The 22,069-nt window shown below is 67.6% G+C and carries 20 protein-coding genes; 9 read left to right on the forward strand and 11 right to left on the reverse strand.

Translation table 11 applies throughout. The annotated features are described in order from the left end of the window. Positions 1–41 precede the first annotated feature (41 nt). From GS4_RS10930 to GS4_RS10950, 5 genes are all read right to left on the reverse strand, one after another. Positions 42–962 carry a CopD family protein gene (locus GS4_RS10930; protein WP_007620487.1) on the reverse strand — a complete coding sequence of 307 codons (921 nt, stop codon included), beginning with the start codon at positions 960–962 and terminating at the stop codon, positions 42–44. 10 nt (positions 963–972) lie between these two features. Beyond that, positions 973–1,509, reverse strand: a complete 537-nt coding sequence (locus GS4_RS10935) for a copper resistance CopC family protein (RefSeq protein WP_007620488.1) — start codon at positions 1,507–1,509, stop codon at positions 973–975. Beyond that, entirely contained in the window at positions 1,502–2,311 is an 810-nt protein-coding gene (locus GS4_RS10940) for a YcnI family protein (protein ID WP_007620490.1), read from the reverse strand. Before GS4_RS10940 ends, GS4_RS10935 begins: the two co-directional genes overlap by 8 nt. Positions 2,312–2,415: 104 nt before the next feature. Beyond that, positions 2,416–2,946, reverse strand: a complete 531-nt coding sequence (locus GS4_RS10945; RefSeq protein WP_040510252.1) for a hypothetical protein — start codon at positions 2,944–2,946, stop codon at positions 2,416–2,418. A gap of 136 nt (positions 2,947–3,082) precedes the next feature. Continuing rightward, complete coding sequence (locus GS4_RS10950; protein ID WP_007620494.1) at positions 3,083–3,919, reverse strand: alpha/beta fold hydrolase; 837 nt, start codon at positions 3,917–3,919, stop codon at positions 3,083–3,085. A gap of 68 nt (positions 3,920–3,987) precedes the next feature. Between GS4_RS10950 and GS4_RS10955 the strand changes: the two genes are divergently transcribed. After that, the gene (locus tag GS4_RS10955) at positions 3,988–4,356 is read left to right on the forward strand and encodes a winged helix-turn-helix transcriptional regulator (RefSeq protein ID WP_007620496.1); all 369 of its coding nucleotides are present in this window, start codon (positions 3,988–3,990) and stop codon (positions 4,354–4,356) included. An 80-nt stretch (positions 4,357–4,436) separates the two neighbouring features. After that, positions 4,437–6,458 carry an NAD(+) synthase gene (locus GS4_RS10960; protein ID WP_007620498.1) on the forward strand — a complete coding sequence of 674 codons (2,022 nt, stop codon included), beginning with the start codon at positions 4,437–4,439 and terminating at the stop codon, positions 6,456–6,458. Between the two features lie 638 nt (positions 6,459–7,096). On the opposite strand, the gene GS4_RS10965 is transcribed toward GS4_RS10960, so the two are convergent. Both GS4_RS10965 and GS4_RS10970 read right to left on the reverse strand, forming a co-directional pair. Further along, positions 7,097–8,074 carry a patatin-like phospholipase family protein gene (locus GS4_RS10965; protein ID WP_007620500.1) on the reverse strand — a complete coding sequence of 326 codons (978 nt, stop codon included), beginning with the start codon at positions 8,072–8,074 and terminating at the stop codon, positions 7,097–7,099. A 236-nt stretch (positions 8,075–8,310) separates the two neighbouring features. Next, positions 8,311–9,714: a WS/DGAT/MGAT family O-acyltransferase gene (locus GS4_RS10970; protein WP_007620503.1), complete on the reverse strand. Its 1,404-nt coding sequence runs from the start codon at positions 9,712–9,714 to the stop codon at positions 8,311–8,313. 146 nt (positions 9,715–9,860) lie between these two features. Here GS4_RS10970 and gad point away from each other — a divergent pair, with 146 nt between their 5' ends. From gad to GS4_RS25845, 7 genes are all read left to right on the forward strand, one after another. Further along, on the forward strand, positions 9,861–11,261 hold the full coding sequence (gene gad, locus GS4_RS10975; protein WP_007620506.1) for a glutamate decarboxylase: 1,401 nt from the start codon (positions 9,861–9,863) through the stop codon (positions 11,259–11,261). Between the two features lie 79 nt (positions 11,262–11,340). Next, on the forward strand, positions 11,341–11,853 hold the full coding sequence (locus GS4_RS10980; RefSeq protein ID WP_007620508.1) for a nuclear transport factor 2 family protein: 513 nt from the start codon (positions 11,341–11,343) through the stop codon (positions 11,851–11,853). 314 nt (positions 11,854–12,167) lie between these two features. Beyond that, on the forward strand, positions 12,168–13,160 hold the full coding sequence (locus GS4_RS10985) for an acyl-ACP desaturase (RefSeq protein ID WP_007620509.1): 993 nt from the start codon (positions 12,168–12,170) through the stop codon (positions 13,158–13,160). Positions 13,161–13,318: 158 nt separating this feature from the next. Next, entirely contained in the window at positions 13,319–14,404 is a 1,086-nt protein-coding gene (dusB, locus tag GS4_RS10990; RefSeq protein ID WP_040510279.1) for a tRNA dihydrouridine synthase DusB, read from the forward strand. Between the two features lie 103 nt (positions 14,405–14,507). Beyond that, entirely contained in the window at positions 14,508–16,577 is a 2,070-nt protein-coding gene (locus tag GS4_RS10995; protein WP_007620511.1) for an LCP family protein, read from the forward strand. Positions 16,578–16,667: 90 nt separating this feature from the next. Beyond that, positions 16,668–17,330, forward strand: a complete 663-nt coding sequence (gene phoU, locus GS4_RS11000; RefSeq protein ID WP_007620514.1) for a phosphate signaling complex protein PhoU — start codon at positions 16,668–16,670, stop codon at positions 17,328–17,330. A gap of 92 nt (positions 17,331–17,422) precedes the next feature. Then, on the forward strand, positions 17,423–17,572 hold the full coding sequence (locus tag GS4_RS25845) for a hypothetical protein (protein ID WP_169331479.1): 150 nt from the start codon (positions 17,423–17,425) through the stop codon (positions 17,570–17,572). A 309-nt stretch (positions 17,573–17,881) separates the two neighbouring features. Here GS4_RS25845 and pstB read toward each other — a convergent pair whose 3' ends face one another. The 4 genes from pstB to pstS all read right to left on the reverse strand — a co-directional run bounded on the left by pstB (position 17,882) and on the right by pstS (position 21,854). Further along, positions 17,882–18,658: a phosphate ABC transporter ATP-binding protein PstB gene (pstB, locus tag GS4_RS11005; RefSeq protein WP_007620516.1), complete on the reverse strand. Its 777-nt coding sequence runs from the start codon at positions 18,656–18,658 to the stop codon at positions 17,882–17,884. A gap of 51 nt (positions 18,659–18,709) precedes the next feature. Beyond that, the gene (gene pstA, locus GS4_RS11010; RefSeq protein WP_007620518.1) at positions 18,710–19,612 is read right to left on the reverse strand and encodes a phosphate ABC transporter permease PstA; all 903 of its coding nucleotides are present in this window, start codon (positions 19,610–19,612) and stop codon (positions 18,710–18,712) included. 1 nt (position 19,613) lies between these two features. Further along, positions 19,614–20,645, reverse strand: a complete 1,032-nt coding sequence (gene pstC, locus GS4_RS11015) for a phosphate ABC transporter permease subunit PstC (RefSeq protein WP_007620520.1) — start codon at positions 20,643–20,645, stop codon at positions 19,614–19,616. 123 nt (positions 20,646–20,768) lie between these two features. Beyond that, entirely contained in the window at positions 20,769–21,854 is a 1,086-nt protein-coding gene (gene pstS / locus GS4_RS11020) for a phosphate ABC transporter substrate-binding protein PstS (RefSeq protein ID WP_040510253.1), read from the reverse strand. Positions 21,855–22,069 lie beyond the last annotated feature (215 nt).

Raw genomic sequence — 22,069 nt, forward strand, 5'->3', positions numbered from 1 at the left:
TCGAGCGCACGATCGACGAATCCGAGCGCACGGTCGACAGATCAGGGGGCGGTCGCCGACAGTCCGACCGCCAGGCCGATCACCACCGCCATGACCGCGATCTCCACCGCGGCGCGGCGGATGGCCGTGGACTCACTCCCCCGATGCCGCCGCACCTCCGGAAGCCAGCGACTGCGATGCCAGGCGGCGATCCCGACCAGGATCACCAACCCGACGCTCTTCGCGATCAACAGTCGTCCGTAACCGGTGTCCACGAGCACCCAGCCGACGCCGATCTCGATGATCCCGGCGATCACGCCGGTCAGCGCGATCACCCCGACCGCCCACTGCGCCCGGCTGGAGAACACCGGGAGTGCCCGGGCCCACCCGGATCTGCCGCGAACGGCCACGGCGAGCGCCAGCAGGGTCCCACACCACCAGGCCGCCGCGAGTGCGTGCAGTCCGACCAGCACCGGCCCCCAGGTCGTCTGACCGGGATGACCGGAGATCGAGGTCGCGAGCAGACCGACCCCCGCGAGGATCGCGACCGCAGCCACCGGGATACGCGTCTCGGTGATCAGATCGGCCACCGCCCAGCCGACGACGAGCACCGCACATCCCGCCGCCACCAGATCGGGTGCGCCGGCGTGGGCCGAGTCGGCGAACCGACCGACATCCAACCGGAGCACACCGACCCCGGCCTGGTCTGCGGCGCGTACCCACGCCGTGGTCAGTGCGGCGACCGCCCAGATCGCACCGACCACACCGACGAGTCGACTCGACGGGACGGCGCCCAACTGCGGTAACCCGCCCAACCCGACGAGCAGCACCGCGGCCCCGACCGCGACGTTTGCCGGGATCGCGGTCGACTCCGGACCATCGGGGTGCGCGAGCAGCCAGGCCAGGCCCAGCCCGGCGACCGTCACGACGCAGGCTCCACCCATCAACAGGGCGGAGCGTCGGGTCGTCGTGACGGTCACCATCGTGGACCGATCAGCTACGACCGGGCGAGCGCCGGGTCACCCACAGCACCACGCCGAGGCCACCGCCGAGGACGACGACGGCACCGACGATGAACGGCCACAACGGGACCCCGCTCTCATCGGACTCCTGCGCGTCGGCGACCGCGGGTCCTGGCGTACCGGTCCCGGCGGTCGTCAGCTCGAAGGTCCGCTGCCCCTCGACGGGATGACCGTCGGCGGAGGTGACCCGGTAGTTGATCTTGTAGGTCCCCGCCGGTCCGAGTGGCCGCAGGGCGGCACGGATCGTCGGACCCTCGACGATCGGATCGCCGTCCTGCCAGTACCGGTCGTCGGGACCCACGACGTTCAGCACCGCGAACGACTTCTGCAGCGACTCGTTGAAGGTGATCGACACCTGCTGCGGACCGGCTTCGACGCGGGCACCGTCGGCGGGCACCGACGACTCCGGACGTGAGTGCGCAGCGGCCATCGGCGCGGTCCACGATCCGAGGATCGCGACGAGGATCGCCCCGAGCAGGGCGGTTCCCGCGATTCGACGACTACGCATCCGAGCCCCCCTTGTCCTCTGTTCCCGCCGAGCCGGTGTCGGTCGATGCTGCGTTGGTCGATGCTGCGGCGGCCCGACGGGACGAGCGCGCCAGCGCGGCGACTGCCACGACGACGCCGAGCGCCCCGACGACCAGCCCGATGCCGCCGATCCAGCGTGCGGCGCTGTCCGACGACGAGGCCTGCGCGGTCGAGTCCTCGTTCGTCGCGGTGGCGGTCGAGCTGCCGTGGTGGTCGCCCCCCTCGGCCGCAGGCGCCAGGGTCAGCGTCGGGGTCGGGTACTCGGCCTCGGAACCATCGGAGTTCTCCGGCTCGGTCCAGGACGCCTTCTCGCCGTCGGCGTAGGTCTGGACCGCGGGCAGCCCGACGGTCTCCTCCTCGGGGAAGGGACCACCGGAGATGCGGAACTGCTGGAACTCACCGACCGGCACGCCGGGCGTGCCGGGCAGCGCGGTCCAGGTGATCGAGGTCGCCTCCTTGCTGGAGGGATCCTTGACGATGTCGGCCTTCCAGCCGGGCAGGACCTCGGCGCGTGCCGACTTCAGATTGGGCAGGGTGACCGTCAGGGTGGTGGTCGGGCTGGTGTCGGACTCGTTGGGCACGACGAGCGTCACGACGCCGTAGCCGCCCTGGGTGAGGGTCGGCGCATTCGCGGTGACGTGTGCGCTCGCGGCACCCGACCCCAGCAACACGGCGCCGGCGGCGGAGCCGGCCGCGACGGTGGCCACCAGAGAACGACGGACACGCGTCGAGCGCGGTCGGATCGACGGGGGGACGGCAGGGGTGATGACGGTGGATGACATGGATGACCTCTCGATTCGGCGATCAGGTGTGGGGCGCCGACCTCCCGATGTGGGGCAGGTGGCGTCGACGCCGATGCGGCCGACTGAGCGGGGGCACCGACGGATCAGCGCAGCACGGGAGGTCCCCGGACCCCGACCGAACCGAGGACGACCGGCATCGGCAGGGCAGCCGCCGGTCGCGTCGCCACGATCAATCGCGGAACACCGACCGGGAGCCGCCCCGGACCGGCGAGGGTCCGCACGGTCGAGGTGAGGACGTCGAGCAGCCGGCCCGTCAACGCGATGAGCACGGCACCGAGGGGAATCGCGACCAGGTGGGTCAGCGCCATCGTCCCCAGCGCCGAGCCGGATGTCGCCGCTGCGTGTCGGTGTTCGTCGAGACCCAGCACCGCGTGGCAACCGAGTTGGCCGACGGTCAGCACCGTCACGATGCGGGCCGTCACGTCGATGATCGAGAGGCGACGGGATCGGGGCGTCACGACAGCCGCGAGAACGCCGACCCCGACGCAGAGCATCGCACCGCCGAGCGTCGGCAACGCACCGGAAGCCGATCCGTGCGCAGCCATCCCGACCGCGGGCACGACGAGACCGACTGCGAGGCGTGGCGAGACCGCACCTGTCCTCGCGCCGCTCATACCGAACCCTCTGGCCGTCGGGGACCGCTGTCCCCGGTCGTGATCTGTCGGGTCTCAGCATGTCACGCGCGTCGTCGACGCCCACACCGACGTCGAAGGCTCCACTCACGAGGGGCTCGCGGCCGCTGGGCCCGGATCAGCCGCCGGTGAGGAAGGGCCCGATCGATTCGAGCAGCTCGCCCGGGGCGTCGACCGGCACGATGTGACCGCTGTCGGCGATGACGTGACCGACGAGGTCGTCGGTGATCGGGCGTAGCTGCCGGTGGGTCGCCTCGCCGACGACCCCGGCGCCGATCGTCATCGTCGGGACCGTCAGCCGACTCCGCGCGGCGTCGGCGATGTCGGCGGCGTTGCGGGTGCCGGCGCGGTAGTACTCGAAGGCACACCGCAGCGACTCGGTGTCGGCGTACGCGTCGAGGATCGCCTCGCGGATCGGGGGCGGCGGCCCCGCACCGTCGGCGGTGCCCTGTCGGAGGAAGAAGTCGATGTACGCACGTTCGTTGCCCGCGAGCACCGACTCCGCCAGCCCGGGCACCGCATGGAATCCGAACCACCAGGGCGGCCCACCCGCGAGGAAGTCCTCTGCTCCCGGCAGCACCCCGATGAGGGCCTCCATCAGCACGAGCCGCGTGATCCGCTGCGGGTGCCGCGCGGCGAGCAGGAACGCCGGCGGGACACCGGCATCGAGCGCCACCACCGACGCCCTCGACTCGCCCACTCCGTCGAGCAGTGCGAGCACGTCGTCCGCGAGGGTCGCCGCGTCGTAACCGCTGTCGGCACGCTCACTGGCGCCCAGTCCGCGCAGATCCGGTGCGATGACCCGATGTCGGTCGGCGAGATCCGGGATGACAGCCGACCAGATCCGCCAGGTGTGCGGGAACCCGTGCAGCAGCACGACCGCCGGTCCGGTGCCCGCCGTGGCGACATTGAGGCGCACACCGTTCGCCGCGACCGTGAACTCCTCGACGCCCATCCCCGACAATGGACCTACCCCCTTCGCGAACTCGACCGAACGACCTCCCCGACGCTAAGGACGCCACCGTGACCACACAAGAACGCACTCGGTCCACACCTGGTCACTCCGAGGTGACCGACCCCGCACTCTGCCCCACCCGCCGGCTCCTCGATCACCTCGGCACCCGCTGGACCGCACTGGTCGTCAAGATCCTGGCCGCGTGGCCGCAACCGGAGATGCGGTACTCGGATCTGCGTCGCTCGACTGTCGGGATCTCGGCGAAGATGCTCGCCCAGACCCTGCGCGAGATGGAACAGGCCGGCCTGGTGCACCGCCGGGTGGAGCCGACGACCCCGCCACGGGTCCACTATTCGTTGACCTCGAAGGGGCGCTCCTTGGAGGAACTGCTGGTGACGGTCCGCAGCTGGGCCCAGGAGAACATGGCGACCGCCTGACGCCGAGCGTCGGCGCAGCGGCCGGCTTCGGGCTCGCGCGCCACGGTTTCTCCGGCGTCCGACCGGGCTACGCTCGACGGGTGTCCGTCTACTCCCACGGTTTCGCACGTGTCAGCGGCGCGGTCCCGACACTGCGGGTCGCCGATCCGGCGTTCAACACCGAACAGACCATCACGCTTCTTCGTCGCGCTGCCGACGACGATCCGGCGCTGGTCGTGTTCCCCGAACTCGGATTGTCGGCGTACAGCGCCGACGACCTCTTCCACCAGGACGCCCTGCTCGACGCGTGCCTGACCGGGCTCGGACAGATCGTCGATGCCAGTGTCGGGTTGCGGCCGCTGGTCGCCGTCGGTCTGCCGCTGGTGGTCGGTGACGGCCTCTATAACTGCGCGGCGGTCATCCGCGACGGCGAGGTCCTCGGTGTGGTGCCGAAGTCGTACCTGCCGAACTATCGGGAGTTCTACGAGCAGCGCTTCTTCGCGGCGGCGCGGGATGCGCCGACCGACACCGCCCGCGTGTTCGGCCGCGACGTCCCGTTCGGCGCCGACCTGATCTTCGAGGCAGAGGATCTTCCCGGGTTCGCACTGCACGTCGAGATCTGCGAGGACGGCTGGGTTGCGGTCCCGCCCAGCACGTGGGCCGCACTCGGTGGCGCGACGGTGCTGGCCAACCTCTCCGGCTCGCCGGTGACCGTCGGCAAGGAGAGTTACCGGAAGTCGTTGAGTGCAGCACATTCCGCACGCCTGCTGGCTGCGCACATCTACGTCGCTGCCGGATTCGGCGAGTCGACGACGGACCTCGCCTGGGACGGCGATGCCCTGATCACCGAGAACGGCACGCTGCTCGCCCGCAGCGAACAGTTCGCGATGGACGACCAGATCATCACCGCGGACATCGATCTCGACCGTCTCCGCCAGGAACGCATGCGGATGATCAGCCACCGCGATCAGATCGGTGATCACGCGGACGACCTGAAGCAGTTGCGCCGCATCAGGTTTTCGTTCGGCGGACCCGGCGGCTCCGATTCGATCCTGCGAAGGACGGTGCCGCGCTTCCCGTTCGTGCCCGCCGACTCGGCCGATCGGGACGAACGCTGCCGCGAGGTCGGCAACATCCAGGTCCAGGGGCTCGCCGCGCGCCTCCGCTCCACCGGCATCGACAAGATCGTGATCGGGGTGTCGGGCGGGCTCGACTCGACCCTGGCACTCCTCGTGGCGGTCGACACCTTCGATCGGCTCGGCCTGCCCAGGACGAACATCCTCGGATACACGATGCCCGGGTTCGCCACCGGGACAGCCACTCTGGCACGGTCGCATCGACTCATGAACTCACTGGGGATCACCGGCGAGGAGATCGACATCCGACCGTCGTGCGAGCAGATGCTCGCCGACCTCGGTCATCCGTATTCGCGGGGCGAGTCGGTGTACGACGTCACCTTCGAGAATGTCCAGGCCGGCGAGCGCACCTCGCACCTCTTCCGCCTGGCCAATCACAACGGTGGCATCGTGCTCGGCACCGGCGACCTGTCGGAGCTCGCGCTCGGCTGGTGCACCTACGGTGTCGGTGACCAGATGTCGCACTACAACGTGAACTCGTCCGTGCCGAAAACGCTGATCCAGCACCTGATCCGATGGATGATCGCGTCGGGTGCGCATTCACCCGAGACCACCGAGGTGCTCGTCGAGATCCTCGGTGACGTGATCTCGCCGGAGCTGGTGCCGGCCGGTGAGGACGGCGCCATCCAGAGCACCGAGGACACCGTCGGGCCGTACGAACTGCACGACTTCTTCCTCTACTGGATCACCCGATTCGGCTATCGGCCGTCCAAGGTGGCCTTCCTGGCCGAACACGCCTGGGGCGACCGCGACCGCGGACCGTGGCCGGAGATGCTCGAGTCCGGCAAGCGCAACGAGTACGACCGCGCGACCATCGAGCACTGGCTGGGCGTGTTCCTCAAGCGGTTCATGAACAACCAGTTCAAGCGCAGTGCGATGCCCAACGGTCCCAAGGTCGGATCGGGTGGGTCGCTGTCGCCGCGCGGGGACTGGCGGTCGCCGTCGGATGCGTCGGTGCGTGCCTGGTTGGACCAGTTGGGGCGTTGACGGGTCGGTTCAGTCGGGTGCCGGGCCCACCTTTCCCGCCCGCCCTGTCCGCCGCCTGCGCCCGGTCTGACCGGCGTCCGTCTGCCGTCTGCTGTCTGCCGTCTGCCGTCTGCCGTCTGCCGTCTGCCGTCTGCCCAAAATCTGCCGTCCAGCGCTGGAGCGCGTGGATATTGCACACGACCCAGCGCTGGGCGGCAGTTCTTGGTCGACCGGGCCCGCTGTCCGGCGCATGCCGAGGCCGGCAGATCGCCCCCGGCCCGGCACCGCCGTCCGCACGAAATCTGTACGCCAGCGAACAACCATCGACATAACGTCGACCGCCCCGCGCTCACGTACAGATTTCGGCGGGGGATGCCCCGGCACGCCGGGCCCGCCCCGGCGCACCCACCCCGAAAACCACCCAACGGCAACCGAAAACCACCGCACAGCACGCCACCACTGCCAATACGGTTCCCACGTCCCCAATACGGGCGGATTTCGGGCAGATTCGGAGACGGCCCGCCCCCGATCGGCCCGCAAAATCTGTACCCCGGGGCCGGGCCACCGACATATCGTCAACAGCCCAGTCCCGACGTACAGATTTTCGGCGAACCCCCGCCGCTCAGCAGCAGACCTCAGTCACCGACGCCCGCACCCGATCACGCGGCCGACCAGAACTCCCCCAACCGTCCGGCCAGCGCCCGACCGTGAGTCCGGCCGGCGCGGGCCGCGGCGGGACGGAGCGACAGATCCATCGCGTTGGCCCCGAACATGCACTCCGACTCGGCATCCGGCACGACGATCTCGACCCGGGCGCCGGTCGCACGGAGCTCCTCGACCTGCGCGGCGAGCTGCATCCGCCAGTCGAGCGGGTGCAGGGTCCGACCACCGAGGGGCGACAGCACCAGAACCCGGCCGAATCCCGTTGCCAGGTCCGCATTCTCGTTCCGCCGGTAACCACCGTCCACATACCAGCGGTCGCCGATCCGATACGGAAGACCACCTCCGGAACAGCTCGCGGCGACTGCATCGACGAGGTCGACCCCGCTGCGAGCATCGAAGACGATCGGCTCGCCGGTCTCGGCATCGACGGCCGTGATGGCCATCGCCCGGTCGACGGGCCACAGGTTGTCGGGCAGGCGCGGCGCGACGATCCCACGCCACCGCTCCGACCAGGAGCCGTCCGACTCCGCCTCGCGTGCCATCGCGGCCGCACCCACCCGTCGCCGCATGTCGTCTGGATCGACTGCGGTGGCGATGAGTGCACGTAAGCGTGTGAGCTGCTCCGATGCCGGGGCGCCCGGCGCACCACCACGGTGTCCGCTGTCGCGCTGCGGAGCAGGTGGAGCGACCTGGGTGGCCTCGAACAGCTCAGCGGCCGTCGCGCCGGCGAACTGGGCCACCGCCGTGGCACCCGCCGACGTCCCGACGCTCAGGGCCGCGGTGGTGACGTCGAGCCCGACATCGGCCAGACCGGCGACGACGCCGATAAGCCATGCGTTCCCCGTCGAGCCGCCCCCGCCGAGTACCAGGGCCCGACCATCGGAGGATGCACCGGACGCCGAACCCGGTGCGGCAGAGGGATGTACAGCCGGCTGACCGGCCGGAATGGAATCAGTGACAGAAGAAGTGTTCATGGGAGTCGCCTCTCGAGAAGAGCGTGGCGGGGCTCCCGGTGGCGACTATCCCAGTCGCGAGATCGTGGACTGCGGGGGAGCACCCGATGCGGATACTGCGTACATGGGTCTCACCTCCTGACAGCTCGAACACGATCGATGCGAACGCTAGCATGCCGGATCGGCGGCGCGCCAGCGGTTTCCGCAGTTGCCGCAGCACGACCCGCCCACGGGCGCGATCCGGTGCGCATCGAGGGTCAGGCCTCGCACACCTCGAGCAGTACCTTCAATTGGTCGGCGAACCCGTTGGCGATCACGGAGACGTCAGGCGCGTGGTCGGCACACGAGAGGATGCCGATGTTGAGGTGCCCGTCGGCGGAGAACACCGTGATGTTGAGGCCGAGGCCGTGGAAGATCGGGCCCAGGGGGTACACGGCGCTCACCCGAGCACCGAGGAAGTACAGCGGGAAGTCGGGACCGGGGACGTTGGAGATCAGCACGTTGAACACCGGTGGATGCGATGCCGCGAGATTCCGGTCGCCGTAGAGCTTCATCAAGTTCGCCATCGTGGTGCCGGGCGCGAACTGCGCCCACGCCCGCAAGATGTTCCCGTCGATCTCGGCGTGATGTGCCTTGGATCGACGACTCAGTTCGGCTGCGGCCTCGACCCTCTCCACCGGATCGGGCCGGTCGGTCGGGAGGAGCGTGAACATCCCGGACACCTTGTTGGTCCCCGGCACCACGAGGTCTTTCTCGTCGAGACCGTGCACCGACACCGGGACCATCCCGACCAGCGGGCGGTCCGGGAGTTCGTCCTTGTCCTCGAGATAGCTGCGCAGCGCGCCGCCGGCCAGCGCGAGCACCACGTCGTTCACCGTCACACCGAATCGGTTCTTCACACGTTTGACGTCGTCGAGCGACACCTGGGTGATCGCGATGCTGCGGTGCGGGCTGATCGGCGCGTTGAACCGGGTGCGCGGCGCACGGAACGGTGCGGGCATCCCGGTGTTCGAGAAGGATCGCCGCAGCCACCCCACCGAGATGTCGAGCGTGCGGGGCAGCAGCTTGGCCATCGCGATCGGCCGTTGCACGAAATAGTTGACCGCACCGCCGACGGCCATCGTGGCCCGCGAGGTGCCGCCCGCCGATTCGGCGACCTGCTGGGAGTCGAGGTCCGGCGGCTCCGGTGTCATCGTGCACAGCTGCGCCAGCATCTCCGCGCTCGTCACGCCGTCGACGTTGGCGTGGTGCACACGCAGCATCACCGCGATCTTGCCGTCGGCGAGGCCTTCGATGAACCACAGTTCCCAGAGGGGTTTACCGCGATCGAGGGTCTGTCCGGCGAGGTGACCGCAGAGGTCGGCGACCTCACGCTCACCGCCGGGCGCCGGCACTGCGACGCGATGGACATGTCGTTCGATGTCGAAGTCGTCGTCCTCGATCCAGACCGGGTGGTCGATGTTGAGGAGCGAGTTGTCGAGTTTGCGACGGAAGGTCGGGATCGCCGACACCCGGCGCTCCAGTTCGCTGCGCATCCGCGGGAACGAATAGCCACCGGGGACCGTGCTCGGGTCGATCTCGATCAACCCGATCACGTGCATGAGTTGCGACCGTGTCTCCAGGTACAGGAACGAGGCGTCGAGTCCGCTGAGCCGCTGCATCTTGCACCTCCGAGTACACCCGATCGTCGGGCTGACGATGGCCGACGACGCCACGGTAGTCCTCCGTCGGGGTTCCCATGTCGCCGGTTGGTGCTCCGGCTCACCATCATGCCGTACCAGCGATTCAGATCACGTAGGTTTGACCCATGCATCGCGAGGCTTCAGAGCGCAAGCGTTACGAAGACGTCCCGGTCAATGCCAACCCGCTGTTCTCCAGGCCGGGCGAGGCCACCGACTTCCCGCGGTACTCACTCCCGGACGGCCCGTCGCTGCCCGAGACCGCCTACCAGATCGTGCACGACCAGGCGATGCTCGACGGCAACGCGCGACTGAACCTCGCGACCTTCGTCGGCACCTGGATGGACCAGCACTCGGACAAGCTCTACATCGAGTCGGCCGACAAGAACATGATCGACAAGGACGAGTACCCGGCGACGGCAGCCATCGAGACCCGTTGTTGGACAATGCTCGCCGACCTCTGGAACGCACCGGTCGCGACCGACGCAATCGGCACCTCCACGATCGGGTCGTCCGAGGCCGGCATGCTCGGTGGCCTCGCGCTCAAACGACGCTGGCAGGAACGCCGACGCGCCGCGAGCGAGTCGACCGAGAAGCCGAACATCATCATGTCGTCGGCCGTCCAGGTGTGCTGGGAGAAGTTCTGCAACTACTTCGAGGTCGAGGCGCGCTACGTGCCGGTGACCGCGGAGCACCCGGTGCTGGACGGCCACGGCCTCGCCGACGTGATCGACGAGAACACCATCGGCGTCGTCGCGATCATGGGCGTCACCTACACCGGCGCCTACGAGCCGGTCGCCGAGATCGCCGCGACGCTCGACAGACTGCAGGCCGACACCGGCCTCGACATCCCGATCCACGTCGACGGAGCATCGGGAGCGATGGTCGCTCCATTCCTGCAGCCCGACGTGGTGTGGGACTTCCGGCTCGACCGGGTCCACTCCATCAACACCTCCGGCCACAAGTATGGGCTGGTGTATCCGGGACTCGGGTGGATCATCTGGCGCGACCGCTCGCTGCTGCCGGAGAGCCTGATCTTCTCGGTGAGCTACCTCGGCGGCGACATGCCGACCTTCGCACTGAACTTCTCACGCCCGGGTGCGCAGGTGCTGCTGCAGTACTACCAGTTCCTGCGTCTGGGCTTCGAGGGCTTTCGCGCGGTGCAGCAGAGCTGCCAGGACGTCGCGGTCTACCTGTCCGGCGCGATCGGCGAGATGGCCCCGTTCGAGTTGCTCAGCGAGGGCCGCGACATCCCCGTGTTCGCCTGGCGTCTGAAGGCCGACCACACCGAGAACTGGGATCTGCACCATTTGTCGTCACAGCTGCGTGAACGCGGCTGGCTGGTCCCCGCGTACCCCCTCCCCGACAACCTGGCCGACCAGACCGTCGTCCGGATCGTGGTGCGCAACGGGTTGTCCCACGATCTCGCCACGCATCTGCTCGACGACATCAAGGCGTCCGTCGCGTACCTCGACGGCCTCGACGCACCCGCGCCGACACCGGCGATCACCGACAGCTTCCATCACTGAGCGCCGCGGCGAATCCGATCGTCCGCCAACCACCAGCGGCCCTGCGACAGCGCAGGTCCAGAGGGGAACAGCCCGCACGATGAGCACCTTCTCCGCCGACGAACTCGATGCCGCATTCGGCGAGTTCCAGCGCACCGTCGCCGAGATCGCGATCAGTCGCGACTGGGATCGCTTCGCCGAGATGTTCACCACCGACGCCGATTACGTCGAACACGCGCTGGGCACGATGTCCGGCCGGGAGGAGATCCGGGCCTGGATCTGGAAGACGATGTCGGCCTTTCCCGGCAGCCACATGACGGGCTACCCGTCGCTGTGGCATGTCGTCGACGCACCGACCGCACGCGTGATCTGCGAGGTCGACAACCCGATGCGCGATCCAGGGGACGGATCGGTCATCACCGCCACCAACATCACCATCCTGACCTATGCGGGCGACGGCCTGTGGAGTCGCGAAGAGGACGTCTACAACCCGTTCGAGTTCGGCGTGGCCGCCATGAGGTGGTGTGAGAAGGCCGCCGATCTCGGTACCATCGACGCCGACGCCACCCGGTGGATGGAGACGACCGGGGCGATGTTCGCCCGGCGCCGCTGACGACGGTCAGCGGCCGACGGCCAGCGGACACGGCCCGGGCGACACCCCGCCGACCTGGACATTCGACCAGGCTGGCATCCTGCTGTGAATCCGCTCGCGGGCTGGCGTCCAGACGGGTCGATCAGCCATGATCGTCTCGCGTGACCAGTGACACGGTGAAGTGGGGTAACGCCGGGGGGAGTTGGTTACGACTGCGTAGGTAGGGCTTGGGTTCACCTGTCCTGTTGCCGTACGCTGGACCACTGATCATCCACGTCGGTCGCAGTGCCGCGGACGTATCGGCATCGCGATGCGGACAATCATTCGGAGGAAAAATGCCACGCGAGCTGACTCAACTCGAGCTTCTCCAGGAACTGGCACCTGTCGCCGAAGACAACGTCAATCGACACCTGAAGATCGCCAAGGACTGGAACCCGCACGACTACGTGCCGTGGGACGAGGGGCGTAACTTCGCGGCGCTGGGGGGCGTCGACTACGACCCGGAACAGTCACAGCTGGACGAGGTCGCCAAGGCGGCCATGATCACCAACCTGCTGACCGAGGACAACCTGCCCTCGTACCACCGGGTCATCGCCGACAACTTCTCCATGGACTCCGGCTGGGGCCACTGGGTCGGCCGGTGGACCGCCGAGGAGAACCGTCACGGCATCGTGATGCGCGATTACCTCGTGGTCACCCGCGGCGTCGATCCGGTCGCCCTCGAAGAGGCGCGCATGATCCACATGACCAACGGTTACGACCCGATGCTCGCCGCCGCCGGTCGCGTCGACGAGTTCCAGGAGCACGCCGACGAGCTCGGGCTGCTGCACTCGGTCGCCTACGTGACCTTCCAGGAACTGGCCACCCGCGTGAGCCACCGCAACACCGGCAAGGCGTGCAACGATCCGATCGCCGACAAGATGCTGCAGCGCATCGCGGCCGACGAGAACCTGCACATGATCTTCTACCGCAACATCTGCGGTGCGGGTATGGACATCTCGCCGGACCAGACGCTGCGCGCGGTGACCGACATCGTCACCAACTTCCAGATGCCCGGCGCCGGCATGCCGAACTTCCGTCGCCACGGCGTGCTGATGGCCAAGCACGGCATCTACGACCTGCGCCAGCACCTCGAAGAGGTCATCATGCCGGTCCTGCGCAAGTGGAAGGTCTTCGAGCGCGAGGACTTCTCCGCTGCGGGCGAGCAGACCCGTGAGGAGCTCGCCAGCTTCCTCGAGCAGCTCGAGAAGGACACCATCCGCTTCGAGGAGATGCGCGATCGCTCGCTCGCCCGCGAGGCCAAGAAGCGGGAGCAGCAGGCATCCTGAGCACCGCAGTCACCGCACGACCCGAACCGGCGCCCTCGCACACCGACGGCGCCGGTTCGCCGTTGTCGGCACCCGACCCGCGGGCGGCATCGACGACCGGCGATGCCGCGCTGCGCATCGGGTCGATCGAACTGTCGAGCCCTGTTGTGCTGGCCCCGATGGCGGGCGTCACCAACGTCGCGTTCCGAACCCTGTGCCGTGAACTGGAACTCGCGCGTACCGGGACGGTCTCGGGGCTCTACGTCTGCGAGATGGTCACCGCTCGAGCACTGGTGGAGCGGCACCCGGCCACCATGCACATGACCACCTTCGCGCCGGAAGAGTCGCCGCGATCGATGCAGCTCTACACCGTCGACCCCGAGAACACCTACGCCGCAGCGAAGATGATCGTCGACGAAGATCTGGCCGACCACATCGACATGAACTTCGGCTGTCCGGTGCCCAAGGTCACCCGCAAGGGGGGTGGGTCGGCCATCCCGTACAAGCGCACCCTGTTCCGAAAAATCGTCGCCGCGGCCGTCCGCGCCACCGAGGGCACCGACATCCCGGTCACGGTCAAGTTCCGCATCGGCATCGACGACGAGCACCACACACACCTCGACGCCGGCCGCATCGCGGCCGAAGAGGGTGCGAAAGCTGTTGCATTACATGCTCGCACGGCATCGCAGCGATACTCCGGCACCGCCGACTGGGATGAGATCGCCCGCCTCAAGGAACACGTCACCTCGGTGCCCGTCCTCGGCAACGGCGACATCTTCGAGCCGTCGGACGCCGTCGAGATGATGCGACGGACCGGTTGCGACGGCGTGGTCATCGGCCGAGGTTGCCTGGGCCGCCCGTGGCTCTTCGCCGAGCTCGCCGCCGAACTGAACGGGGTCACCGCTCCGGAGGCACCGGATCTCGGTGAGGTGGCGCAGATCATCGTGCGGCACGGGCAGTTGCTCGCGGCACACCACGGCGAGATGAAGGGCATGCGTGAGATCCGCAAGCACGTTGCCTGGTACCTGCGGGGATTCCCCGTCGGGTCCGATCTGCGGCAGCGGATGGCGCTCGTCAGCACCGTCGACGAATTGCGCGAACTGGTCGGATCTCTGCCCGCCGACGCCCCGTTCCCCCGCGACGGGCACGGTCCCCGCGGCCGACAGGGCTCTCCGGCGCAGGTCGCGCTACCGCACGGCTGGCTCGACGACCCGGAGGAAGACGTCGTCCCGGACGGCGCAGAGATCATGCACTCCGGCGGCTGAGTCACTTCTCAGGTCAGATCAGTAATATAGCGCGGAGGTTCCGTGATCGACGGAACCGTTTCGCGGTGCGCACCTTCTGTGCGCGGTCAAGGGGAAGTGTCAGGTGAGTCGCACTCCGGGGTCGGATGATCCGCAGTCGGGTGGATCCGACGCCTCCCGACGCAGCCGTCGTCCCGGCGCGAACCAGCCTCCGAACACTCCTGGCGAGTCACCGGCCGACCTGAATGCCGGACGGCTGAACGAGCCGCGCGCCACCGACCGCTACGTCCGCGGACGCACCCGACTCACCGTGCGCGAGCTGATGGAGCAGATGAACGCGGGCGAACCGCCCGCGTCCGCCGCCTCCTCGCCGTCTGCATCGCCATCGGCGCAAGGACGAGCCCCCGAGCCGGACGACAGCCCGACCGAACTCCACCGGTTCGGCAACGAGAACGACGTCACCACCCGCATCCCACTGATCCGCTCGGCGCCCGGCGACGTCGACCTCTCCGACGACGCCACCACCCAGCGGGTGATGGAAGAGTCACGTGGCCAGGGCGGCCCCCGACCGCCGATGCAGCGGACCCCCGACCTCTCCGACACCGTCCCCCCGCGATCGCGGCCGTTGCGGCACCCACCGACCGCCGAGCAGCGCCGCCGTCACATGGCCCGCAACGCGACCGTCACCGGCCGCATCCTCGTTGCCATCGCCTGCGTCCTCGCCCTGGTCGGCACCGGATTTGTCTGGGGTTACCTGAAGTCGGTGAACGGCACCTGGAACACCATCAACGCGGTCAACCCCGACGACGAGAACATCCGGAACAAGAACGCCCAGACCGGTGACGAGACATACCTGATCGTCGGCACGGACACCCGTGGTGGCAAGAACTCGAAGGTCGGTGCCGGCACCACCGCCGACGCCGAGGGTGCCCGGTCGGACACGGTCATCCTGGTCAACATCCCGGCCAACCGCAGTCGCGTCGTCGCGGTGTCGTTCCCCCGTGACCTGCAAGTCGATCGACCACAGTGCCAGGACTGGGACAACGACAACGGCACCTACGGGCAGTCGCTGCCCGCGGCCGACGCGGTCAAGCTCAACAGCATCTACGCCGACGGCGGACCGAAGTGCCTGGTGCAGACCCTCACCCGGATGAGCGGCCTCAACATCAACCACTTCATCGCGATGGACTTCTTCGGATTCGAGAAGGTCGTCACCGCGATCGGCGGAGTACAGGTGTGCTCGACCAAGCCGCTCTACGACTACGAGCTCGGACAGGTCCTGCGCAAGGCGGGCAAGCAGAAGCTCACCGGTAGGCGCGCCCTCAACTACGTTCGTGCCCGCAACATCTCCTCCGAGGGCAACGGCGACTACGGACGCATCAAGCGCCAGCAGCTGTTCATGTCGTCGCTGCTGCGCTCCACACTGTCGGGCAACGTGCTGGCCAACCCCAACAAGCTCAACAGCCTGGTCAACACGTTCATCCAGTACAGCTACGTGGACGGTGTGGACACCAACTCGCTGCTCAACCTCGCCGACTCGATGCAGGGCATCGACGCCGGTCGGGTGACCTTCCTGACCATCCCCACCTCGGGCACCGCCACCGACGGCTCCAACAACGAGCTCCCACGCACCGACGACATCGACGCGATCTTCAACGCGATCATCGACGACGACCCGCTGCCCGGCGAGAAAAAGGCCACCAAGTCCCCGTCGAGCTCGTCCAAGCCATCCTCGACGTCGAAGTCGCCGTCCACGGGCTCTGGCCAGACCCCGGGCAAGATGTCGGCGACCGCGCAGTACCCCGGCAACGTCGGCGTGCGGGTGCTCAACGGCACCGGTCGATCGGGTCTGGCGACCGAGGTCTCCGATCAGCTCTCGCCGCTCGGATTCGACGTCCGAGGCGTCGCCGACGCATCGTCGAGCCAGGACACCACCGTGATCCGCTACGGCACCGGCGAGCAGGACTCCGCCGCCACCCTGGCCACGATGTTCCCCGGCGCGAAGATCCAGCAGGACCGCAACGTGAAGTCGGGCGTCGAGGTCATCCTCGGCAACTCGTACGACGGTTCGCTGGGGTCGGTGCCGTCGGCCGGCGAGACGCTGTCGGTGCAGCAGCTCGCGCCCTCGACCGATTCGTCGGCGTTGCCCAACGACCTGTCGGTGACCAACGCCGGCGACACCACCTGCTCCTGACCCCCTGACCTCGGGTTCGCCCGGCCGTTCACGGGCTATTCACCTCATCGGTAGCCCTGTTGGATGCACCGAGGAAGTAGGCTGGTCAGCATGCGTACCGCGTACCAAGAGCAGCTCGAGGGCCTGAACACGGTCCTCGGCGAAATGTGTGACCTGGCCGGCGCCGCCATGGCCCGGGCCACCCAGGCACTGCTGCAGGCCGACCTCGCCGTGGCCGAAGAGGTCATCACCGACAACGATCGTATGACCCAGCTGTCCGCACGGGCCGAGGAGCAGGCCTTCGCCCTGCTCGCCCTGCAGGCGCCGGTCGCAGGCGACCTGCGCGGGATCGTCAGCGGATTCCAGATCGTCGCCGACATCGACCGCATGGGCGCACTGGCCCTGCACGTCGCGAAGGTGGCTCGTCGACGGCATCCGGCCAAGGCACTCCCCGAAGAGGTGAACGGCTACTTCGCCGAGATGGGTCGCCTCGCGGTCCAGCTGGCCAAGAACGCTCGCGAGGTCCTCACCAACCAGAACCCCGAGGATGCGCTGCGTCTGCAAGAAGACGACGACGCCATGGACGACCTGCACAAGCACCTGTTCACGGTCCTGATGGACCGCGAATGGAAGCACGGTGTGGCCGCCGCGGTCGACGTCACCCTGCTGGGCCGCTACTACGAGCGCTTCGCCGACCACGCGGTGCTGATCGGCCGACGCGTCGTCTTCCAGGCGACCGGCAAGACCCCGGAGCAGTTCCAAGAGGTTTCCTGACCCAGCTCACGGTGACCCGGTCGAGGTCACGATCGTCACAACAGTCCGGACGGAATTCTCCGTCCGGACTGTTCTGTGATTAGGGTGACGGCATGGGTGTGCACTATCCCGCCGAGCCGGATTTCAACGCCGTTCCGGACGACGAGCCGTCGCCTGCAGCGCGGCGCCGACAATTCATCGTCTACGCGGGTGTGACGCTCTCGCTCCTGGCGCTGTTGGTGATCCTGATCCTCAACATGTGACGTCGACCGTGCGCTGCCGAGCGTCGACCGTGCACAGTAAACCGTTGATCGTGCGCCGTGGATCATCGTCCGTGCGCTTGCACCGGCGAGTCCGAGCACGATCGACGTTTCCGGGCGCACGATCGACGTTTCCGGGCGCACGATGGACGATTCCGAGCGCACGATCGACAGCCGCGAGTGCACGGTCAACGCATCCGAGTGCACGATCGACGGTTCGAGGCCCGGCAAAGCCACTGCTCCCCGCCCGGGATCACCGGAAGGGGAGCAGCGGTGCTCTCCGGTCGCTGAGGTGGCGACCGGTGGTCTGAGCTAGCCGAAGCGACCCGAGATGTAGTCCTCGGTCTCCTTCTTCAGCGGGTTCGAGAACATGGTCTCGGTGTCGTTGATCTCCACCAGCTGGCCCGGCTGCCCGACGCCCTCGAGGTTGAAGAAGGCGGTCTGGTCGCTCACGCGAGCGGCCTGCTGCATGTTGTGGGTCACGATGACGATGGTGTACTCCTTCTTGAGTTCACCCATCAGGTCCTCGATCGCCAGCGTCGAGATCGGGTCGAGCGCCGAGCAGGGCTCGTCCATCAGCAGCACGTCCGGGGAGACCGCGATCGCTCGCGCGATGCACAGGCGCTGCTGCTGACCACCGGAGAGACCGCCGCCCGGCTTGTCGAGACGATCCTTGACCTCTTCCCAGAGGTTCGCACCGCGCAGGCTGCGCTCGGCGACCTCGTCGAGCTGCGAACGGCTGCGGACGCCCTGGAGCTTGAGGCCGGCGACCACGTTGTCACGGATCGACATGGTGGGGAACGGATTCGGACGCTGGAAGACCATCCCGATGGTCGAACGCACGCTCACCGGGTCGATGCCCTTGGCGTAGATGTCCTCACCGTCGAGCAACACCTTGCCCTGCGCGTAGGCACCCGGGGTGACCTCGTGCATGCGGTTCAGCGTGCGCAACACCGTGGACTTGCCGCAGCCCGACGGTCCGATGAAGGCGGTGATCGAGCGGGGCGAGACCTCGAGGGTGACGTCCTTGACCGCGTGGAAATCGCCGTAGTAGATGTTCAGGTCTTTGATGTCGAGGCGCTTGGCCATGAGATGTCCGTTTCGGTTGCGAGAAGAAGAAGTCGGTTCGGGTGCGCCGGGTCAGGAGGTCTTGGGCGCGAAGACCTTCGAGACCACCTTGGCGCCGAAGTAGATGATCGCGACGATGATCACCAGCGTCAGGGCGGCACCCCACACGTCGTCGAACGCGCTGGGACCGTTGTTGTACTGCTGCACCATCATCAGCGGCAGCGACTGCTGGTTGCCGTCGAAGGGATTCCAGTTGGTCGCCCTGGTCGCACCGACCAGGATCAGCACCGGGGCCGACTCACCCATGACGCGGGCGATGGCCAGCATGACGCCGGTGATGATGCCGGACAACGCGGTCGGCAGGACAACGCGCAGAATCGTCTTCCACTTCGGGATACCCAGGGCATAGGACGCCTCTCGGAGATCCTGCGGCACGATCTTCAACATCTCCTCGGTGGCCCGGACCACCAGCGGCACCATCAGCAGCACCAGCGCGATGGCGACAACGAAGCCCGAACGGGGCAGGCCCAGCGTGGTGCGCCACACCGCGTAGACGAACAGCGCGGCCACGATCGAGGGCACACCCGACAGAATGTCCACCATGAAGGTGGTGACCCGGGCCAGCACCGACTTCTTGGTCGCGTACTCGACCAGGTAGATGGCCACGAAGATGCCCAGCGGCACCGAGATCGCCGCGGCGAGCGCGGTCTGCATCAGCGTGCCGATGATCGCGTTGGCCGCACCGTTGAAGCGCTCCGCCCGGAACCACCAGTCGGGGTCCAGAATCGGCTCGATGCCGTTGGCCACCAGGGTGATGACCAACCAGAACAGCGGGACGAGCGCGATGAGCACGGCGAGGGTCACCAGGATGCCGGCCCCGTTGCTGGTCACCCGGCGACGAGCGCTGAGCGGGACGAAGCCCGATGGGCGGGTCTTGACCGGGTCGGTGCCCGGGTTCTCCACGGTCACGGACATGTCACTTCTTCTTTCCGGTGACGACCGCGCGGGCGGCGGCGTTGACGACGAAGGTCAGGACGAAGAGGGTCAGGCCGGCCGAGATGTAGGCACCGGTCTTGGCGGGCGAGTCGAACTCGGCCGCGTTGTTGGCGATCTTCGTCGCGAAGGTCTCGCCGCTCTCCATCAGGTTGAAGTCGATGGGGCCGGCCGTCGAGATGATCAGCAGCAGCGCCATCGTCTCGCCGAGTGCGCGGCCGAGACCGAGCATCGACCCGCTGATGTAGCCGGAGAAGCCGAACGGCAGGACCGCCACGCGGACGACCTCCCACTTGGTGGCACCCAGGGCCAGTGCGGCCTCGCGATGCCCCTTGGGGGTCTGCACGAAGACCTCGCGGGTGACCGCGGTGATGATCGGCAGGATCATGACCGCCAGCACGATGCCACCGGTGAGCAGTGTGCCGCCGGTCGACATGTTGGCGACCTGCGTCGGCTGCTGGAAGAACGGCAGGAACGACAGGTTGCCGACCAGCCAGTTGTTGAGCGGGACCAGCGCCGGTCCGAGGACCAGGATGCCCCAGAGGCCGTAGACGATCGAGGGCACCGCGGCCAGCAGGTCGACGGTGTAGGTGATCGGGCCGACGAGGCGCTTGGGCGCGTACTCGGTCAGGAAGATCGAGATGCCCAACGCGATCGGCATGGCCAGGAGCAGCGCGATCACCGCGACGATGACCGTCGCATAGAAGAGCTGCGGGATACCGAAGCGCAGTTCGGTACCGGTCGTGATCCACTCACCCTGGTAGGTGAAGAAGTTCGCGGAGTTGTCGATGAGCGACGGCACTGCCTGCGCGAGCAGGAACAGCGCGATCAGCCCGATGATGATGGAGACGAGGAATCCCGAGCCGACCGAGAGGCTGCGGAAGATCTGGTCACCGAGTCGGCTGCTGGTACCCGAACGCAGTCCCTCGGTGTCGCCCTCCGATGTCGAGGGGGGTCCTGGCAACGTGGGATCACCCTGGGGTGAGTCGCCCTGCTGCTCACTGAGAGAGGTCATGCGTCCTTCTGGTTCGGCTCTGGTCATCCGGCTTCCCGCGTTCGATGGAGTTCAGTGTGTCAACCGATGCCGCGGGGCCGCAAAATCTCGGCGGCCCCGCGGCGGGGATCTCGGTCGGTACTACTAGCTGTTCTGTCCGCCGGATGCCTGACCCAGGGAGTCGATGCTGCCCTGCAGGGTGGTCTTGAAGGCCTGCGGCAGTGCGACGTAGCCGATCTCGGAGAGACCGTCCTGGCCCTTGTTCAGGATCTCGGTGAACGCCGACTTGATGGTGTCGCTGGTGGCCTGGTCGGCGTAACCGGCCGAGCACACGATCGAGTACGGGGTCAGCAGCAGCGGGTAGGAGCCGGCCTCCTTGGAGGCGTACAGGGCGTCGGTGTCGACGACCAGGTCCTTGCTGCCCGGGGTCTTGAACTTGACGGCGTCGAGCGCCTTACCGGCGGTCTCGTTGGTGAGCTGGACCGGTCCGGCACCGAAGTCGATGCCCGCGACACCGAGGTCGTTCTCGGTGGCGAAGCCCCACTCGACGTAGCTGATCGCGCCCGGGGTCTTCTTCACGGTGTCGCCGACGCCGGTCGACTTGGCCGCTCCGGAACCGCCCTGTCCCTTGAACTCCTTGCTGTGCTCGTACGGCCACGCCTGCGGGGCCGACGCCTGCAGGAAGCGCTGGAAGTTGTCGGTGGTGCCCGAGCTGTCGCTGCGGTGGACCGGGACGATGGCGGTGCTCGGCAGGTTGACGCCCGGGTTCAGGGCGGCGATGGCCGGGTCGTTCCAGGTCTTGATCTTCGAGTCGAAGATCCCGGCCAGGACGGTCGGGTTCAGGTTGAGCTTGTCGACGCCCTCGACGTTGTAGGCGACGGCGACCGGTCCGGCGACGAGGGGCAGGTGCCATGCGTCGTTGCCGCTGCAGCGCTCCTTGGCCTGGGCGATCTCCTCGCCCTTCAGAGCCGAGTCCGATCCGGCGAAGTCGACGTCACCGGCGATGAACTTCTTGATGCCGTCGCCCGAGCCGCTACCGGTGTAGTCGAGCACGATGTCGCCGTTGTCGGTGAGCACCTGGCTGAAGTGCTCCATGGCCTTCTGCTGCGCGGTCGATCCCTCGCCGCTGATCGACTGGCTCTCGCCGCCCCCGCCGCTGCACGCGCTGACCAGTGCAACCGCCGCAATGGTCGACACTGCCGCCATCGCACCGTTCCGATTGATTTTCACAGCTGGAATGCCTTTCGCTTGGTTCATCGACTCCGCTGGAGTGTCCGGTTTGAAGCTAGGGGTGGGTGGTGGACGGTCCCTCTACGCAAGATGAACGAAAGGTGAATTGCACACGGAGACCAGCAGCGGAAAATGCGTGGTCATGGACACATTGTCGGTTGTGTCACACGGTGCCAGAAATCGTCGGAGGGAGATCCCCGTACCGACGTGCGGCC

The sequence above is a fragment of the Gordonia soli NBRC 108243 genome (assembly GCF_000334455.1).
Taxonomy (GTDB): domain Bacteria; phylum Actinomycetota; class Actinomycetes; order Mycobacteriales; family Mycobacteriaceae; genus Gordonia; species Gordonia soli.

Excerpts from the sequence above, each read along its gene's own strand:
- GS4_RS10930 (WP_007620487.1), bottom strand. The coding sequence starts at position 962 with ATGGTGACCGTCACGACGACCCGACGCTCCGCCCTGTTGATGGGTGGA.
- GS4_RS10935 (WP_007620488.1), bottom strand. The coding sequence starts at position 1,509 with ATGCGTAGTCGTCGAATCGCGGGAACCGCCCTGCTCGGGGCGATCCTC.
- GS4_RS10940 (WP_007620490.1), bottom strand. The coding sequence starts at position 2,311 with ATGTCATCCACCGTCATCACCCCTGCCGTCCCCCCGTCGATCCGACCG.
- GS4_RS10945 (WP_040510252.1), bottom strand. The coding sequence starts at position 2,946 with ATGAGCGGCGCGAGGACAGGTGCGGTCTCGCCACGCCTCGCAGTCGGT.
- GS4_RS10950 (WP_007620494.1), bottom strand. The coding sequence starts at position 3,919 with ATGGGCGTCGAGGAGTTCACGGTCGCGGCGAACGGTGTGCGCCTCAAT.
- GS4_RS10965 (WP_007620500.1), bottom strand. The coding sequence starts at position 8,074 with ATGAACACTTCTTCTGTCACTGATTCCATTCCGGCCGGTCAGCCGGCT.
- GS4_RS10970 (WP_007620503.1), bottom strand. The coding sequence starts at position 9,714 with ATGCAGCGGCTCAGCGGACTCGACGCCTCGTTCCTGTACCTGGAGACA.
- gad (WP_007620506.1), top strand. The coding sequence starts at position 9,861 with ATGCATCGCGAGGCTTCAGAGCGCAAGCGTTACGAAGACGTCCCGGTC.
- GS4_RS10980 (WP_007620508.1), top strand. The coding sequence starts at position 11,341 with ATGAGCACCTTCTCCGCCGACGAACTCGATGCCGCATTCGGCGAGTTC.
- GS4_RS10985 (WP_007620509.1), top strand. The coding sequence starts at position 12,168 with ATGCCACGCGAGCTGACTCAACTCGAGCTTCTCCAGGAACTGGCACCT.
- dusB (WP_040510279.1), top strand. The coding sequence starts at position 13,319 with ATGGCGGGCGTCACCAACGTCGCGTTCCGAACCCTGTGCCGTGAACTG.
- phoU (WP_007620514.1), top strand. The coding sequence starts at position 16,668 with ATGCGTACCGCGTACCAAGAGCAGCTCGAGGGCCTGAACACGGTCCTC.
- GS4_RS25845 (WP_169331479.1), top strand. The coding sequence starts at position 17,423 with ATGGGTGTGCACTATCCCGCCGAGCCGGATTTCAACGCCGTTCCGGAC.
- pstB (WP_007620516.1), bottom strand. The coding sequence starts at position 18,658 with ATGGCCAAGCGCCTCGACATCAAAGACCTGAACATCTACTACGGCGAT.
- pstA (WP_007620518.1), bottom strand. The coding sequence starts at position 19,612 with ATGTCCGTGACCGTGGAGAACCCGGGCACCGACCCGGTCAAGACCCGC.
- pstC (WP_007620520.1), bottom strand. The coding sequence starts at position 20,645 with ATGACCTCTCTCAGTGAGCAGCAGGGCGACTCACCCCAGGGTGATCCC.